At 70.2% G+C, this 14,529-nt stretch carries 11 protein-coding genes and 1 tRNA gene; 7 read left to right on the top strand and 5 right to left on the bottom strand.

From position 1 onward, the window contains the following. The first annotated feature begins 18 nt into the window (after positions 1-18). The 3 genes from VAB18032_RS31430 (at position 19) to VAB18032_RS02785 (ending at position 4,121) form a co-directional block, all read left to right on the top strand. Complete coding sequence (locus tag VAB18032_RS31430) at positions 19-477, top strand: hypothetical protein (RefSeq protein WP_148272177.1); 459 nt, start codon at positions 19-21, stop codon at positions 475-477. A 113-nt stretch (positions 478-590) separates the two neighbouring features. Further along, positions 591-3,827 carry a tetratricopeptide repeat protein gene (locus tag VAB18032_RS30380; RefSeq protein WP_013731256.1) on the top strand — a complete coding sequence of 1,079 codons (3,237 nt, stop codon included), beginning with the start codon at positions 591-593 and terminating at the stop codon, positions 3,825-3,827. Between the two features lie 221 nt (positions 3,828-4,048). After that, positions 4,049-4,121: transfer RNA gene (locus VAB18032_RS02785), tRNA-Arg, on the top strand. Positions 4,122-4,207: 86 nt separating this feature from the next. On the opposite strand, the gene VAB18032_RS02780 is transcribed toward VAB18032_RS02785, so the two are convergent. From VAB18032_RS02780 to VAB18032_RS02760, 5 genes are all read right to left on the bottom strand, one after another. Further along, positions 4,208-5,485 carry an RNA polymerase sigma factor gene (locus VAB18032_RS02780; protein ID WP_013731255.1) on the bottom strand — a complete coding sequence of 426 codons (1,278 nt, stop codon included), beginning with the start codon at positions 5,483-5,485 and terminating at the stop codon, positions 4,208-4,210. Next, the gene (locus VAB18032_RS02775; protein WP_013731254.1) at positions 5,482-5,853 is read right to left on the bottom strand and encodes a YciI family protein; all 372 of its coding nucleotides are present in this window, start codon (positions 5,851-5,853) and stop codon (positions 5,482-5,484) included. Before VAB18032_RS02775 ends, VAB18032_RS02780 begins: the two co-directional genes overlap by 4 nt. Before the next feature lie 142 nt (positions 5,854-5,995). Next, complete coding sequence (locus VAB18032_RS02770; protein WP_193386284.1) at positions 5,996-6,403, bottom strand: DUF4260 family protein; 408 nt, start codon at positions 6,401-6,403, stop codon at positions 5,996-5,998. Positions 6,404-6,538: 135 nt separating this feature from the next. Further along, positions 6,539-8,422 (bottom strand): alpha/beta hydrolase-fold protein, encoded by a 1,884-nt coding sequence (locus VAB18032_RS29840; protein ID WP_013731252.1) that lies wholly within the window; start codon positions 8,420-8,422, stop codon positions 6,539-6,541. A 259-nt stretch (positions 8,423-8,681) separates the two neighbouring features. Beyond that, the gene (locus VAB18032_RS02760) at positions 8,682-9,875 is read right to left on the bottom strand and encodes an ROK family transcriptional regulator (RefSeq protein ID WP_043722795.1); all 1,194 of its coding nucleotides are present in this window, start codon (positions 9,873-9,875) and stop codon (positions 8,682-8,684) included. 399 nt (positions 9,876-10,274) lie between these two features. Here VAB18032_RS02760 and VAB18032_RS02755 point away from each other — a divergent pair, with 399 nt between their 5' ends. From VAB18032_RS02755 to VAB18032_RS02740, 4 genes are all read left to right on the top strand, one after another. Next, positions 10,275-11,393, top strand: coding sequence for a substrate-binding domain-containing protein (locus VAB18032_RS02755; protein ID WP_013731250.1), 1,119 nt, complete (start codon positions 10,275-10,277; stop codon positions 11,391-11,393). A 121-nt stretch (positions 11,394-11,514) separates the two neighbouring features. Continuing rightward, the gene (locus VAB18032_RS02750; protein WP_013731249.1) at positions 11,515-12,507 is read left to right on the top strand and encodes a phosphotriesterase family protein; all 993 of its coding nucleotides are present in this window, start codon (positions 11,515-11,517) and stop codon (positions 12,505-12,507) included. Next, entirely contained in the window at positions 12,507-13,535 is a 1,029-nt protein-coding gene (locus tag VAB18032_RS02745) for an ROK family protein (RefSeq protein ID WP_013731248.1), read from the top strand. The genes VAB18032_RS02750 and VAB18032_RS02745 overlap by 1 nt, the downstream gene beginning before the upstream one ends. Next, a complete protein-coding gene (locus VAB18032_RS02740; protein WP_013731247.1) occupies positions 13,536-14,516 on the top strand; it encodes an ABC transporter permease in 981 nt (326 codons plus the stop codon). The last annotated feature ends 13 nt before the right edge of the window (positions 14,517-14,529 follow it).

Below are 14,529 nucleotides of genomic sequence, written 5' to 3'. Positions count from 1 at the left end.
TGTCAGTGTCGCTGGTGGATGGTGCAGTCCATGATGGCGGGTATGGCGCGTGGTGGGATCAGATGGCTGGGCTCGCTGGTTGTGGGTGTGCTGGCTGTGGTTGCCGGGGTGTGGGTCTTGGTGACCCAGTTGACGGCGGATCAGTTGAGTCAGGCTGATCAGGTGGCCAGTGTGGTGGCTGCGGTGGTGGCGGTGGGTGGTGTGCCGCTCGCGGCATACGGGGTGATACTGGCCCGCCGTGCGCTGCTATCGCCGCCTGCGTCGGGGGCCTCTGGTGGTGGCCGAGTGGTGCAGAAGGTCCGTGCTGACGGTGACGCGACGGTGGCCGGCGGGAACCTGACAGTCGGCCGTGGCCGTGGCCGGCGCGATGGCGGGCAGTCGGGTGGAGGTTGGGTTGAGCAGGATGTGCAGGCCGGTCGGGATGCGAGTGTCGCTGGTGGGGATCTGCATGTCGAGGAAGGTCGGGATCTTCGGTGACCGTGTCGGGTGGACCGTCGGGCGATGATGTGGTTAGTGGGCTTCGTCTGAGTGTGTCTGCCGGCCGGGACGCGTTCGTGGCCGGCGGGGATCTGACTATCAATGAGTCGGGTGTGCCACCGTTCTCGGTGGATGAGTTCGTGGATCCGCCGGCAGCTGGGTTGCAGGAGTTGATTCGGTCGCGGCGGCAGCCGAGCGTGTTGCTGACCGCGCGTCGGCAGGCGATCGGCTTCACTGGTCGTGTCGATGAGTTGGCCGCGCTGCGGGAATGGCAGGACGATCCGATCGTTCACGGGGTGTGGGCGTGGCATGCCCCGGGTGGGCAGGGTAAGACCCGTCTCGCACAGCGGTTGGGCCGGCTCAGCGTTGTTGCGGGATGGCGGGTTGCGGTGGCGGCACACCGCGATGCCGCTCCGGCGGACGTCGATGCGAGCCCGCTGGGATCGCCGTGGCGGTGGCTGCCAGCCGCGCGTCGTCCGTTGCTGGTGATCGTCGATTACGCGGAGCGGTGGCCGCTGCACGACCTGCGGCGGCTGTTGGCTGACTGTCGTGCCCGGGCGCCGAAGGTGCGGGTGCTGTTGCTGGCACGCTCGGTCGACTGGTGGCCCACGCTCAGTGCCGAACTGCCCCGGCTCGGATACACCGGCGGCGGTGACGGCGGGCCACGGCCATTGCTGGCGCTGGCGGACGACGGGCCGGGACGGCGTGATCTGTTTGAGGCGGCCTGCCGGCGGTTCGCTGAGATCTACCAGCCGGACATGCCTGAGCGTGGTTGGCCCGGCCGATGGCAGCCGCCCAGCATTCTGAGCGACGACCGGGTGTATGGGACCACCCTCGGTATCCACATGACAGCGTTGGCCACCGTTGACGCTTACACCCGGCAAGCCGTCCCGCCGGGCTCAGCCGGTGACGTGACCCGATACCTACTGAACCGCGAACGCGCCTACTGGGCACGGCTGCACGGCGATGCCCCGGACACCGTGACTGCGGCAGCGCGCACGGTGCTGCTGGCCTGTCTGGTAGGGCCTCAGTCCCGCGATGACGGGCTTCGGCTACTTACACGCACCGGGCTGGCCGACGACATGGTGGGCCAGAGGCTGCTCGACGCCCACGACCGCTGCTACCCGCCGCCCAATACCGCTACGGTGCTGGAACCGATGTACCCGGATCGGCTCGCCGAGGACTTCATCGCGTTGAGCCTGCCGGCTAGCCCGACCGGGGAACCGGTCACCGCCAGCGGGCACACCGACTCCTGGGCGGCAACCACGCTGCTCACCGCCCGCCGCCCGCCGGAGGGCACCCTGACCTACACATCCGGCCCGCTGACCGCCTACACCGCTGAGCAGAAACCCCCAGCCCACACCGCCCGGATCCTGATCTTCCTGGCCGCCGCAGCCGGTCGGCACCCGCACGTGCACGGCTGGCTGCACACCCTACTGGCCACCGACCCGGCCCTACCTATCCATGCCGGCGGGATCGCTCTGTCCGCTGTCGCCAGGTACACCAACGCCGCCCTCGCCGAGGCGATCTACGCCCTCCTGCCAGAACGCTCCCTTGACCTCGACCCCGCCGCCGCCGTCCTAGCCCAGCACCTGCTCGACCACACCGACGGCAGCGACGAACAACACGCCCGGCACACCGGCAACCTCTCGATCCGACTCTCGAACACCGGCCGACACCAGCAGGCCCTGGCACCCGCCGAGGAAGCCGTCACCATCTACCGTCGGTTGGCAAAGGCGAACCCCGACGCCTACCTGCCCGACCTCGCCACGTCGTTGAACAACCTCGGCGCCTTCCTGTCCGGGCTGGGGCGGCGGGAGCAGGCCCTGGCACCCGCCGAGGAAGCCGTCACCATCCGGCGTCGGTTGGCAAAGGCGAAACCCGACGCCTACCTGCCCGACCTCGCCGCATCGTTGAACAACCTCGGCAACCGCCTGTCCGAGCTGGGGCGGCGGGAGCAGGCCCTGGCACCCGCCGAGGAAGCCGTCACCATCCGGCGTCGGTTGGCAAAGGCGAACCCCGACGCCTACCTACCCGACCTCGCCATGTCGTTGAACAACCTCGGCATGATTCTGTCCGGGCTGGGGCGGCGGGAGCAGGCCCTGGCACCCGCCGAGGAAGCCGTCACCATCTACCGTCGGTTGGCAAAGGCGAACCCCGACGCCTACCTACCCGACCTCGCCGCATCGTTGAACAACCTCGGCATGATTCTGTCCGGGCTGGGGCGGCGGGAGCAGGCCCTGGCACCCGCCGAGGAAGCCGTCACCATCTACCGTCGGTTGGCAAAGGCGAACCCCGACGCCTACCTACCCGACCTCGCCGCATCGTTGAACAACCTCGGCAACCGCCTGTCCGGGCTGGGGCGGCGGGAGCAGGCCCTGGCACCCGCCGAGGAAGCCGTCACCATCTACCGTCGGTTGGCAGAGGCGAACCCCGACGCCTACCTGCCCGACCTCGCCACGTCGTTGAACAACCTCGGCGCCTTCCTGTCCGGGCTGGGGCGGCGGGAGCAGGCCCTGGCACCCGCCGAGGAAGCCGTCACCATCCGGCGTCGGTTGGCAAAGGCGAACCCCGACGCCTACCTACCCGACCTCGCCATGTCGTTGAACAACCTCGGCATGATTCTGTCCGGGCTGGGGCGGCGGGAGCAGGCCCTGGCACCCGCCGAGGAAGCCGTCACCATCCGGCGTCGGTTGGCAAAGGCGAACCCCGACGCCTACCTACCCGACCTCGCCGCATCGTTGAACAACCTCGGCGCCTTCCTGTCCGGGCTGGGGCGGCGGGAGCAGGCCCTGGCACCCGCCGAGGAAGCCGTCACCATCCGGCGTCGGTTGGCAAAGGCGAACCCCGACGCCTACCTACCCGACCTCGCCGCATCGTTGAACAACCTCGGCAACCGCCTGTCCGAGCTGGGGCGGCGGGAGCAGGCCCTGGCACCCGCCGAGGAAGCCGTCACCATCCGGCGTCGGTTGGCAAAGGCGAACCCCGACGCCTACCTACCCGACCTCGCCACGTCGTTGTGGGCGTATGGGTGGGTGTGTGTGAACGTCAAAGCCAACTACGCCGAGGCACTGGAATCGGTCACCGAGGCAATCAGCCTTTATGAGCCGCTCACGCGCCAACTGCCGCAGATGTTCGCCGGACAGCTGTTCTCGGCGTATCGGACCCTGGCGGACGTGCTTGACGGTCTAGGCCGTACCGAGGAGGCCGCCGAAATGCGCCGACAGCTCGACGAGTTGGCAAACAGGGGCCGGGCACCAAGTAAGCGGGCAGCCAGGGATGCCCCCACGACCCAGACAAACAGCCGCCGCCACGGCCCCTCCGACCGCAGCCCGTACGATCAACAATGATCTTGGATGTTGTGTGCGTCGTGTGCTCTCCAGCAGGTGCCACCGTGGGCCAACCGGCGCCACCCCGGGTCAAAACAGGCCAACGATCACGACCGCAGACGCGGGCCGTGTGATCGACGTGTGGTCCCCGGCTGCCCTGACCGGCCGGGACAACCCAGGTCAACGCAGGCCACTCCCTGCCACCCCGGGTCAACCCGCAGGCCGTTAGACTAGGCCCTCGCGCCCTCGTAGCTCAGGGGATAGAGCATCGGTTTCCTAAACCGTGTGTCGCAGGTTCGAATCCTGCCGGGGGCACCGCTTTGACCCCATCCACCGGCTTGTCGCTCCACTGGGCAAGGACCGTCTGCGAAGTTCACGGCCTCCGAGATCCCCGATGCCGCTCAGGGCCGGTCATGTGCCGGGCACAATCGGGCGCGGCGATGTTCGAGGTATCCGCGTTCGGCGGGGTCGTGGGTGAGGGCGATGGCGCTGTCGTACGCGGCGGCGGCCTCGGTGTGGCGGCCGAGCCGTTCGAGCAGGTGGGCACGGGCGGCCTTGGCCGGCTGGAACCGACGGGCACGGTCGTTCGGCAGTTCGTCGAGTCGGGTCAGTCCGGCTGCCGGACCCTCGACTTCGGCGGTGGCGACCGCGAGGGCGACGGCGCCGCCGAGGGACGGTGCGAGCGTGTGCAGTGCGCGGTGCAGGTCCAGCAGGGCGGGCCAGTCGGTGGTGCCGGTGTGTCTTCGGGCGCAGTGCACCGCCTGGACGGCGGCTTCGAGTTGGAAGCGTCCGAGGTGTCGGCGGGCGTGGGCGGTGCGTAGGTGCTGGTGTGCCCGGTGGATCAGGAGCTCGTTCCAGCGGGTCGGGTCCTGCTCGGCCAGCGGCACGAATCGTCCATGTTCGTCGAGGCGGGCGGGTAGGCGTGCGGCCGAGAGCTGGACGAGGGCGGCCAGCCCGTGTGCCTCGGGGTCGTCGGGGACCAGCGTGGTGAGCACCTCGGCGAGGTGCAGCGCCTCGGTGGGCACCGGGCGGGCCTGCGGGCCGGTTGTCGCCCAGTCGATGACGTACGCCCCGTAGATGGCCTCAAGGACGGCGGCCATCCGGTCCGGCAGGTCGCTGCGGTCGGGGATGCGGAACGGGATGCCGGTGGCCTTGATGCGTCGCTTCGCGCGTACCAGGCGGGTCGCCATCGTCGAGGTGGGTGTGGAGAAGGCTCGACCGACCTGCTCGGCGGTGAAGCCGAGCACGGTGTTGAGCATCAGTGGGGTGCGTGCGGCGCGCTCGATCGCCGGGTGTGCGCAGACGAGCATCAGTTCCAGCCGCCGGTCGGGGATGGCGTCGGGGTCGAGTGTGTCGAGGTGTACGGGAGTGTCCCGTTCGACGTCGAGCGGGACGCTGCGCTGCCACTGTGCCGACTTCCAGTGGTCCCGGAGCCGGTTGCGCGCGACGGTCAGCAGCCATCCGGTGGGGTTGTTCGGCACCCCCTGCTCGGGCCAGCTGCGCAGGGCCCGCTCGAACGCGTCGGCCAGGGCGTCCTCGGCCCAGACGATGTCGCTGGTCGTGGTGGACAGCAGGGCGAGCAGCCGGCCGTAACTGTCGCGCGCCGCGACAGCTGCGGCCGCCCGTCCCTCGGTGCCGGCCGCGACAGCGGTGGCTGCCCGCCCCTCGCTGGTGGTCAACTCGTCCAGGCTCCGTCGACGAACGCCGTCGCGGTGGGGCGTACCTCGATCACGCCCCACTGCGCGGCCGGGCACTTCTCCGCCCAGCCGATGGCGGCGTCGAGGTCGGGTACGTCGAGGAGGAACACCCCGGCCAGGGCCTCCCTGGTCTCGGCGAAGGGGCCGTCCTGCACCCGCAGGTTGCCGTCTCTGCGGGTGACGGTGGTCGTGGCGGCGGCGGGCTGGAGGACGTCGGCCGCCAGGAGGACCCCGGCGGCGCTCAGCGCCCGGCCGTACGCGTCGAAGGCAGCTCTTGCCTCCGCGATGACCTCGTCGGAGAGTTCGCCCTCGCCCGGCTCGGGGTAGTGGATCATCAGTGCGTAGCGCATCGGCTTCTCCCTGGCTCTCGGTGCGGTGCCGCGTCGGCACCGGCACGGAGATGACGATCGGCGCGGGCCGGAATCGTCAGCAGTCGGCCTGCGGCTCAATCATCCGCCGGAGACCCGCACGCAGCTGTCGATTCTGCGCTGATCACCGTTCGCGGGTCGTGACCCGGTGGGCTCGCCGGGCCTGTCCGATCAGGCCGAGGTGGGTGTGTTCGAAACCCTCGGTGGTCTTGAGGCCGTAGCCGAGGGCGCGGTCGAGGGCGATGTGGAACACCCAGGCGACAGCGAGGATGCCGAGCCAGTCGATCGGTTCGCCGGCCGCCGCGGCGGCCACCGCCACCGCGCCGAGCAGGGCCGGCAGGGTGTACGAGTGCACCAGGTTGTAGCAGGCGGCACCGAGATGCGGGCCGCGCAGGTAGCCGAGCATGGAGAGGTCGAAGAGGAGGAACAGGGCGAGCAGCCACCACCAGGCGTACCCGGCGGCGATGGTGACGACGACGGCGAGGACGGCGACGGCAGCGGACTCGATGCGCTGTGTCGTGACCGGCTTCATGTCCGGCACCCCTCTCGTCGTCTGCCGGGTCGGGCGGCAGTCTGAATCTACGCCGACCTGGCATTCAGCCGGCGTGGTTCCCCGCCCGCGGGTGGGCCGGCGACCTGCCGTCGCCGGCCCACTCACGTGAGGTGGTTACCGCACTCGCAACTGCTGATGCACTGCGGCGGTGGGGGTGTAGGTCGGGTCACCGGAGTAGGCGACGTGGACCGGGTATCCCCCGGCCGAAAGGCCGCTGGTCGGCAGCTCGACCACGGCCGAGCCGTCGGTCAACGCCACCAGCTGGGTGGTCCCGCCGAAGGTCACGGCGATCTCACCGGTCACCGTCGGCGCCGTCTTGTGCTGGTTCTGTGCCCGCAGGTCGACGGTGAGCGTGAAGGTGCCGCCTCGGACGATGGACGCGGGCGCGGCCTTCGCCTTGACCACGACACGGTTCGTGCCCGGCGCGGTCAGGCTGACCGTGGCCGAACCGGACTTGGTCGCATCCACCACGGAGGTCGCCACGACGGTGAGCGTCGAGGCGGTCTCGTCGGCGGCCACCGAGAGCAGACCGTCGGCGGAGATGGTGGTTGCCGCCGAGGTGGCACCCTCCACCGACCAGGTCACTGCCGGGCTGACGCCCTCGTTGGTGTGCACGTCGGCGGTGAACTGCTTGCGCCAGTTCCAGCCCTTCGTCAGCTCCTCGGTCGCGGGCGACACGGACACCGAGTCGACGCCGGTCCAGAGGTGGTCGCGGGCGAAGATGGTGAACAGCTGACTCGCCGTCATGCCGTCGTGCGCGCCGGGGACCTGGGTCGTCGCGGCGCGGTAGCCCCGGGCCCGGAAGTTGTTCGCGATGGTGTTCTGGGCGTTGAGGTTGCCTTCGAAGACACCGTTGCCGAGGAACACGAACAGGTCGTCGTCGCCGACGGCGGCGGCGACGTTGTCGTAGTCCTGGGCGGTCAGCGACGGGTTGCCGGAGAAGTGCCCGTAGAACGCGAAGGTGGTCGGGTAGCCCCGGATGACGTGCGCGCCCGTCATCCCGCCGTACGAGAATCCGGCGTACGCGCGGCCTTCGCGCTCGGTCGAGACGTGGTAGCGCTCCTCGATGAACGGGAGGATCGTCTGGACCAGGTTGTTGGCGGCGTTTGTCTGGTTGTACGAGGCGAAGCCGAGGCTGGTGCCGGTGAAGTGGTTGCCCATGGTGACCACTACCGTCGGCTCGATCTCACCCTTGGCCGTCATGTTGTCCAGGATGTGGGGGACGTTCGCGGGGACCATGAAGTCGGTCTCGTCGCCGAAGATGCCGTGCGCGAGGTAGGCGACCTTGTACGGCTCGGGGCGGTTGGCGTCGTAGCCGGCCGGCAGGTAGACGCCGAGGTAGTGGCCGCTGTCGCCGAGGATCGTGGTGTACGGGACGTACTGGACGGTGCCCCGGTGCGCGGGGTCGGCCGCGGGCAGTTCGTACTCGGCGCGTTCCTTGAGCACCGGGTCGTTCTGCTTGTCGGCGTACGGCACGTAGACGGCGTCGAGCACGTCGTTGTTCCTGACCCGGAACGAGGACTGGCCCGGGGGTCGTGGGTTCGTCGAGGCGGGGTCCCAGATGCGCTTGTTCTCCCAGCCCTGGGTGGGGTCCCAGACGCGGTACCAGTAGCTGAGGCTGCCGGCGTGCAGGGGCACCGAGACCGACCAGTTTCCGTCGGCGTCCCTGGTCATGTCCCGGAGGAACTCGGTGCCGCCGGCGTGGTACCGGCCGGTCTGCCACGCTTCCGGCTGGTAGCGCGTGTTGCCGGTGGTGACGTCGAGCAACGTCAGGTCTCCGGCGAGGCGGACCTGGGTGGCGTGCGGATTGCGGTAGACGAAGTCAACGGTGTATCCGGTCGGGGATCCGTTGTCGGCCCGTACGGTGGCACCCTCCGCTGTGGCGGGTGCGGCGGCGGCGGCAGCCGGCGCGGAGACGACCGCGCCGACACCGAGTGACATCAACGCGAGCATGGTGATCGCCCGTCTGGTCGGGCCCTTTCCGATCGCTCTCTTCATCCGAGCACGCTCCTTTTGCAGTGTCGTTCGCGGCTTGGCGGTGTGGTGTCCGGTCAGGGCGATGAGCCCGGCTGCTTCCTGCGGGGAACCCGCCCTGCGCTAAATCGAATTAGCAGGCCACAGTGTGACGGCGCACACGTTTCGATGTCAAGGGTTCCGGGCTCTGCCGTGCACCGATCGCTCCTGCTCACGGCCTCCACGGGACCGCACGGTGGGCAGCCACGATCAGCTCCACAGTGGAGCCGATCGGCGGGAACGGTCAGGCGATCGCGTTGGCGGACAACGCGTGCAGGTCGCAGCCGGCGAGCGCATCCGGCTGGGGCACGTGGGCGAGGTCGGGTTCGGCGAGCCCGAGTCGCCCGTACGCGGTGTGCAACGCCGCCACCACGGCGCCCAACGCACCGGACAGGTCCCCGAGTTCGGCGCTCTGCACGGCCGCCGCGGTGACCGGCACGATCTCCCGCAGCCGACCCCCCAGCCAGCCGAGGTCGGGCTTGAGCGCGTGGGAGATGCCGCCGCCGAGGACGATCACCTCGGGCTCGTAGGCCACCACCGCGGCGGTGAGGATGATCAGCAGCGCCTGCTCGACGTACTGCTTGACCGGCACCAGGCGGGAGTCGGTGGAGCGGAACACGTCGGCCGGATTGTCGAACGGCAGGCCGAGGTCACGGGCGCGGGCGAGGATGCCGGGCCCGCTGATGATCTGTTCGAGCGAGGTGCCCAGCGGACCGGCCGGCAGGTGTCCGAACTCGCCGACCATGCCGCTGCGGCCACGGAACAGCCGCCGGTCGATGGCGACGCCGGCACCGAGCCCGGCGCCGATGGTGAACATCACCGCGGTCTGCGCGTTGCGGGCGGCACCGAAGCGCAGCTCGCCGAGGAGCGCGTAGTTGGAGTCGTTGTCCACCTCGACCCCGGTGGCCAGCCGTTTCTCCAGCAACCGCAGGAACTCCGGGTCCTCCACCTGGGGAAGGTTCGGGGCGTTGGACACCGCGCGGTCGTGTTCGCGGACCGCACCGGGCAGCCCCACCGCGACGCAGTCGAGCCGGTCCAGGTGGTCGCCGACGGTCTGCCGGATCAGGTCGGCGAGCCACTGGGCCAGCCGGGGGGCGTCGTACTGGGCCGGCGTGGGGACGGTCCGGCTCACCAGCGGCGTGGCGGCCAGATCGGCTACCACCATCCGGACGTTGGACCCGCCGACGTCGACTCCGCAGACCACGCCGCGTCCGGCGGCGATCGCCACCCGCGTCGCGCGCCGGCCCCGGGTCGCGGTCGGGGTGCCGTCTGTCTCGACAAGCAGTCCCTCGTCGAGCAGCTGCTCGACGATGCGCGAGACGGTGGCCGGGGAAAGGTCGGTCTCCTGACCGATGGCCGTGCGGGTGACCGGCCCGCGCGTCAGGACGTGGGCGAGCACGGTCGACCGGTTGGCGCGCCGCGGTGCTCGGGCTTCCACGTCCACCTCCACCTATTTTTTTTCCACCCGAATGCTAAGGGCCGCGCCGGTGGTAGGCAACAACCAGTTCCCGGGCCGCCTGGCGCACCGACACCACCGAGAGTGAGCGTTCCTGAGTACTGGGCGCTCTCGACCGGCCCGCGTGAGGCGGTGCGAGGTAGCCGAAATGCGGACCGTCCGGGTCGAAGCAAGTGCGCGGGATCTCCGACCAGGGCTCTTGACGGAGTGTGACGATCGCGATAATACTTTCAGTCTGAACGGAAATAGAGGTCGCCGGCCCCCATCGGTACCCCCGGGGCTACGGCGCGTGCCCCCGTCACGTGCCGCGCCGGTCGCTCGGAACCCCGTGTCAGTCCGGCACCACCCGGTCCCGGACCCCCGTTGCTGGAGGTAAGAGCAATGAAACTCAGCCGTAGACGTGGGGCCGCCCTGGGCGCGCTCTGCGCCCTGGCGCTCATGGTCGGCGCCTGCTCGAACGAGACGTCCGGCGGCAACGGCGGCGCGTCGAGCGGCCCCCGTACCGAACCGAGCCTGTCGTTCGTGGGCCCCGGCGGGGAGACCCCGACCGCCGCCGACCAGCTCTCGCTCACCCCCGAGGAGCGGCAGAAGGTCAAGGACGGCAACTACTCGGCCGCCTTCGTCTGGCACGAGGGCTCCGCGCTGACCCAGGCGGTGGAGTCCGGGGTTCGCAAGGAGTTCGACGAGCTCGGCATCAAGGTGCTGGCCAGCACCAGCGCCGAGTTCGACCCGGCCCGGCAGGCCAACAACGTGCAGACCGTCCTGGCCCTCAAGCCGGACCTGATCGTCACCATCGCGGTCGACCCGACCGCCGCGGCGGCGGCCTTCAAGCCCGCCGTGGACGCCGGCGTCAAGCTGGTCGTGATGACCACCCCGCCGAAGGACTTCAAGGCCGGGGAGCAGATCGTCGGGATCGTCACCGTCGACCTGACCGCGTTCGGTAAGGCCAACGCGGAGCTGCTCGGCAAGGCCCTCGGCGGCAAGGGCAAGGTCGGCTACGTCTACCACGACGCCGACTTCTGGTTCACCAACCAGCGGGACAAGGCGTTCAAGGACTGGCTCGGCTACCTCTACCCGGACATTGAGATCGTCGAGGAGACCGGCTTCTCCGACCCGGCGCGCACCGAGGACATCGCCACCGCGATGCTGACCCGCCACGCCGACCTCAACGGCGTCTACGTCGCCTGGGCCACCGCTGCGGAGGGCGTGCTCGCCGCGACCCGGCAGCAGGGCCGTACCGACGTCAAGATCGTCACCAACGACCTGGAGGCGAACCTCGCCGCCGACCTGGTCAAGGGCGGCAACGTCGTCGGCGTCATCGGCAACGGCTCCACCCGACTCGGCCAGAACCTGGGCATCGTCGCCGCCTACGGGCTGCTCGGCAAGCAGGCGCCGGAGCTGGTCGTCAGCGCGCCGATGGCGGCCACCAAGGAGAACATCGCCGAGGCCTGGCGCGACGACTACGGCCAGGAGCCGCCGGCCGAGGTGCTCGGCAACTGACCGCAGATGACGTGAGGTCCGGGGCCTTTTCTGGCGGACGGCCCCGGACCTCACCCCGGCCGCGCGACACGGCAGCCCTCGACCGTGACGCCGGTGCGTCGATCGGCAAGGAGAAGATCAGATGGGGTACGTCCAGACAGTCCTCGGGCCGGTGCCACCCGAGTCGCTCGGCCGGGTGCTGAGTCACGAGCACCTCGGCGCGCTGGTGCCCGGGCCGTGGCTGGCCGGCGGCGCCGGTGACGACCGCGCGGACCTCGCCGTCGACGCCGTACGCGGCCTGCCGGAGCTGGGCTTCGGCACGGTGGTGGACCTGTCCCCGTACGAGGTGGTGGGTCATGACGTGACCCTGCTCCGCGAGGTGGCGCAGCGTACCGGCCTGCACATCGTGGCCGGATCGGCGATCTACCTGGAGCCGTACTCGCCGAGCTGGGCGTTGACCGCCGGCGTGGACGAGATGCGGGAGCGGTTCATCGCCGACGCCACCATCGGCGTGGGAGACACCGGCATCAAGGTCGGCATCTTCGGGGAGCAGGCCACCGGGCTCAACGAGATCACCCCGCACGAGGAGAAGTGCCTGCGGGCCGCCGCCCGCGCCCACGTGGCCACCGGGCTGGCGGTGAACACCCACACCACCCACGGCACCATGGCGTTGGAGCAGGTCGAGATCCTCCGCGAGGAGAAGGCCGACCTCTCCCGGATCGTCATCGGCCACCTGGACATCAACCCCGACCCCGACTACCTGCGGGCGGTCCTGGCGACCGGCGTCAACATCGCCTTCGACACGATCGGCAAGCAGTTCTGGGACTTCGTCCTGGCGCCGCTGCCGGAGAACCCGCCGGAGGGCGAGTTCGCCAAGCGGGCGTACCACCGGCCGGACCGGGCCCGACTGGAGATGCTCGCCGGACTGGTCCGGGACGGGTACGCCGACCGGATCCTGCTCTCGATGGACCTGACCGGGGCCGAGGCGTACCTCAACCCGCGCACCCACGGCCGCCTCGGTTACTCGTACCTCGGTCAGGAGATCGTGCCGGGTCTCGCCCGGCTCGGTGTGCCGCCGGAGGCGATCGACCAGATGCTGGTGACCAACCCGGCTCGACTGCTGACGGTCGGCTGATGGCCCGGCACCCGCACACATCGTCCGCTCCGGCCGGGTACGTCACCGGGGTCGACCTCGGCGGCACGAAGGTCCTGGCCGCGCTCGCCGATCTCACCGGCCACATCGTGGCCGAGGACGTGCTGGCCACCGACCCCCGTGGCGGGACCGCGGTCGCCGCCCAGATCGACACCCTGCTGCGCGGGTTGGCCAGGCGAGGCGGCGTCGACTGGTCGCAGGTACGGGCCACGGCTGTCGGTCTGCCCGGCGCACCGGACCCGGAGACCGGCACCGTCGGCCTGTCCCCGAACGTCTCCGAACTCGGCGCCTTCGACGTGCGCACCGAACTGACCCGCCGACTGGGACACCCGGTGGTGCTGGACAACGACGTCAACATGGCAGCCGCCGGGGAACGGTGGCTCGGCAGCGGACGTACCCATCGGCACTTCGTGTTCGTGGCGGTCGGCACCGGCATCGGCATGGGCATCGTGCTGGACGGCGAGTTGGTCCGGGGCGCCCGTGGCGCGGCGGGGGAAATCTCCTACCTGCCGCTGGGCACCGATCCGTTCGACCCGGCGAACCAGATCCGGGGCGCGCTGGAGGAGGCGGTGGCCGGTTCCGCGCTCGCCGCCCGGTACCGGACGGCCACCGGCGAGCAGGTCGGCGTGCCGGTGATCTTCGACCGCGCGGCGGCCGGCGATCAGGCCGCCCGGGCCGCCATCGACGAGGAGGCCCGGCTCATCGCCCTGGCCGCCGTCGCGGTCACCGCCGTACTCGACCCGGAGGCGGTCGTACTCGGCGGCGGCATCGGCGCCCGGGTCGAGCTGGTCGAGCCGGTCCGGCGGTGGGTCGCCGCGCTGAGCGCGGACGTGCCGCTGATCAAGACCAGCCAACTCGGCGACCGGGCCGGCCTGCTCGGCGCGATCGCCGTCGCCCGGCAGCAGGCCGGTGCCCATCCAGGCCTGCCGGCCCACCCCGATCCAGCGGCGTCGCCCGTCACGGCCGAGCTTCGCCGGAACACCTCTTTCGAGTCAGCGGAGGGACGATAGATGACCCAGACCGAGACGGCGGTCAAGGCCAGCAGCAGACCGGCCTGGCGCAGGGTCAACTGGCGCGACTACGTGGTCTACATCGGCTTCGTCGTCGTGTTCCTGTTCTTCGCCATCACCCAGGGCAGCAACGGCTTCCTGACCACAAGCAACCTCACAAACATCATCATCCAGACCGCGCCGATCACCGTGATGGCGATCGGGTTGGTCTTCGTCCTGGCAGCCGGTGAGATCGACCTGTCGATCGGTTCGGTCGTCGCGCTCTCCGCGCTGGTCGGCGCGGTGACGTTGCGGGAAACCGACAACATGCTGCTCGGCGCGGCTGCCGGGCTGGCCGCCGGCGCGGCGGTCGGCCTGGTGAACGGGCTCTTCGTCACCCTCGTGCGGCTGCCTTCCTTCCTGGTCACCCTCGCCACCATGGGGGCGGTGGCCGGCCTGGCCCGCGAGGTCACCGGCCTGCAGTCGGTGCCGGTCAGCAACGAGGCGTTCCTGTCCCTGTTCGGCCAGGGCGAGGTGTTCGGCATCCCCAACCTGGTGCTCTGGTCGGTGGCCGCGACAGTCATCGGTTACCTCGTGCTGCGCCAGACCCGGTACGGGGCACACACCCTCGCCATCGGCGACAACGTGGCCGCGGCCCGGGTCAGCGGCATCAAGGTGATCCGCGTCAAGATCATGGTGCTGATGGGCAGCGCGATGTGCGCCGCCATCGCCGGCCTGCTGTACGCGGGCCGCCTTCAGGGCGCCCGGTACACCCTCGGCGAGGCCGACCTGATGTCCGTGATCGCCGCGGTGATCGTCGGCGGTACCAGCCTGTTCGGCGGCAAGGGCTCCATCGTCGGCGCCCTGCTGGGCAGCCTGCTGATGGGCATGCTCAACAACGGCCTGATCCTGGCCGGGCTCTCCGTCTCCCAGCAGATGATGGCGCGCGGCGCGATCATCCTCGTCGCCGTCTCCCTGTCGCTGCGCGAGCGGCGCAGCTGACCAGGAAGGAAGC

It is taken from the genome of Micromonospora maris AB-18-032 (assembly GCF_000204155.1).
Taxonomy (GTDB): Bacteria; Actinomycetota; Actinomycetes; order Mycobacteriales; family Micromonosporaceae; genus Micromonospora; species Micromonospora gifhornensis.
Note: the sequence above shows the minus strand (reverse complement) of the source record. Positions and strands in the feature narration are given on the sequence as shown.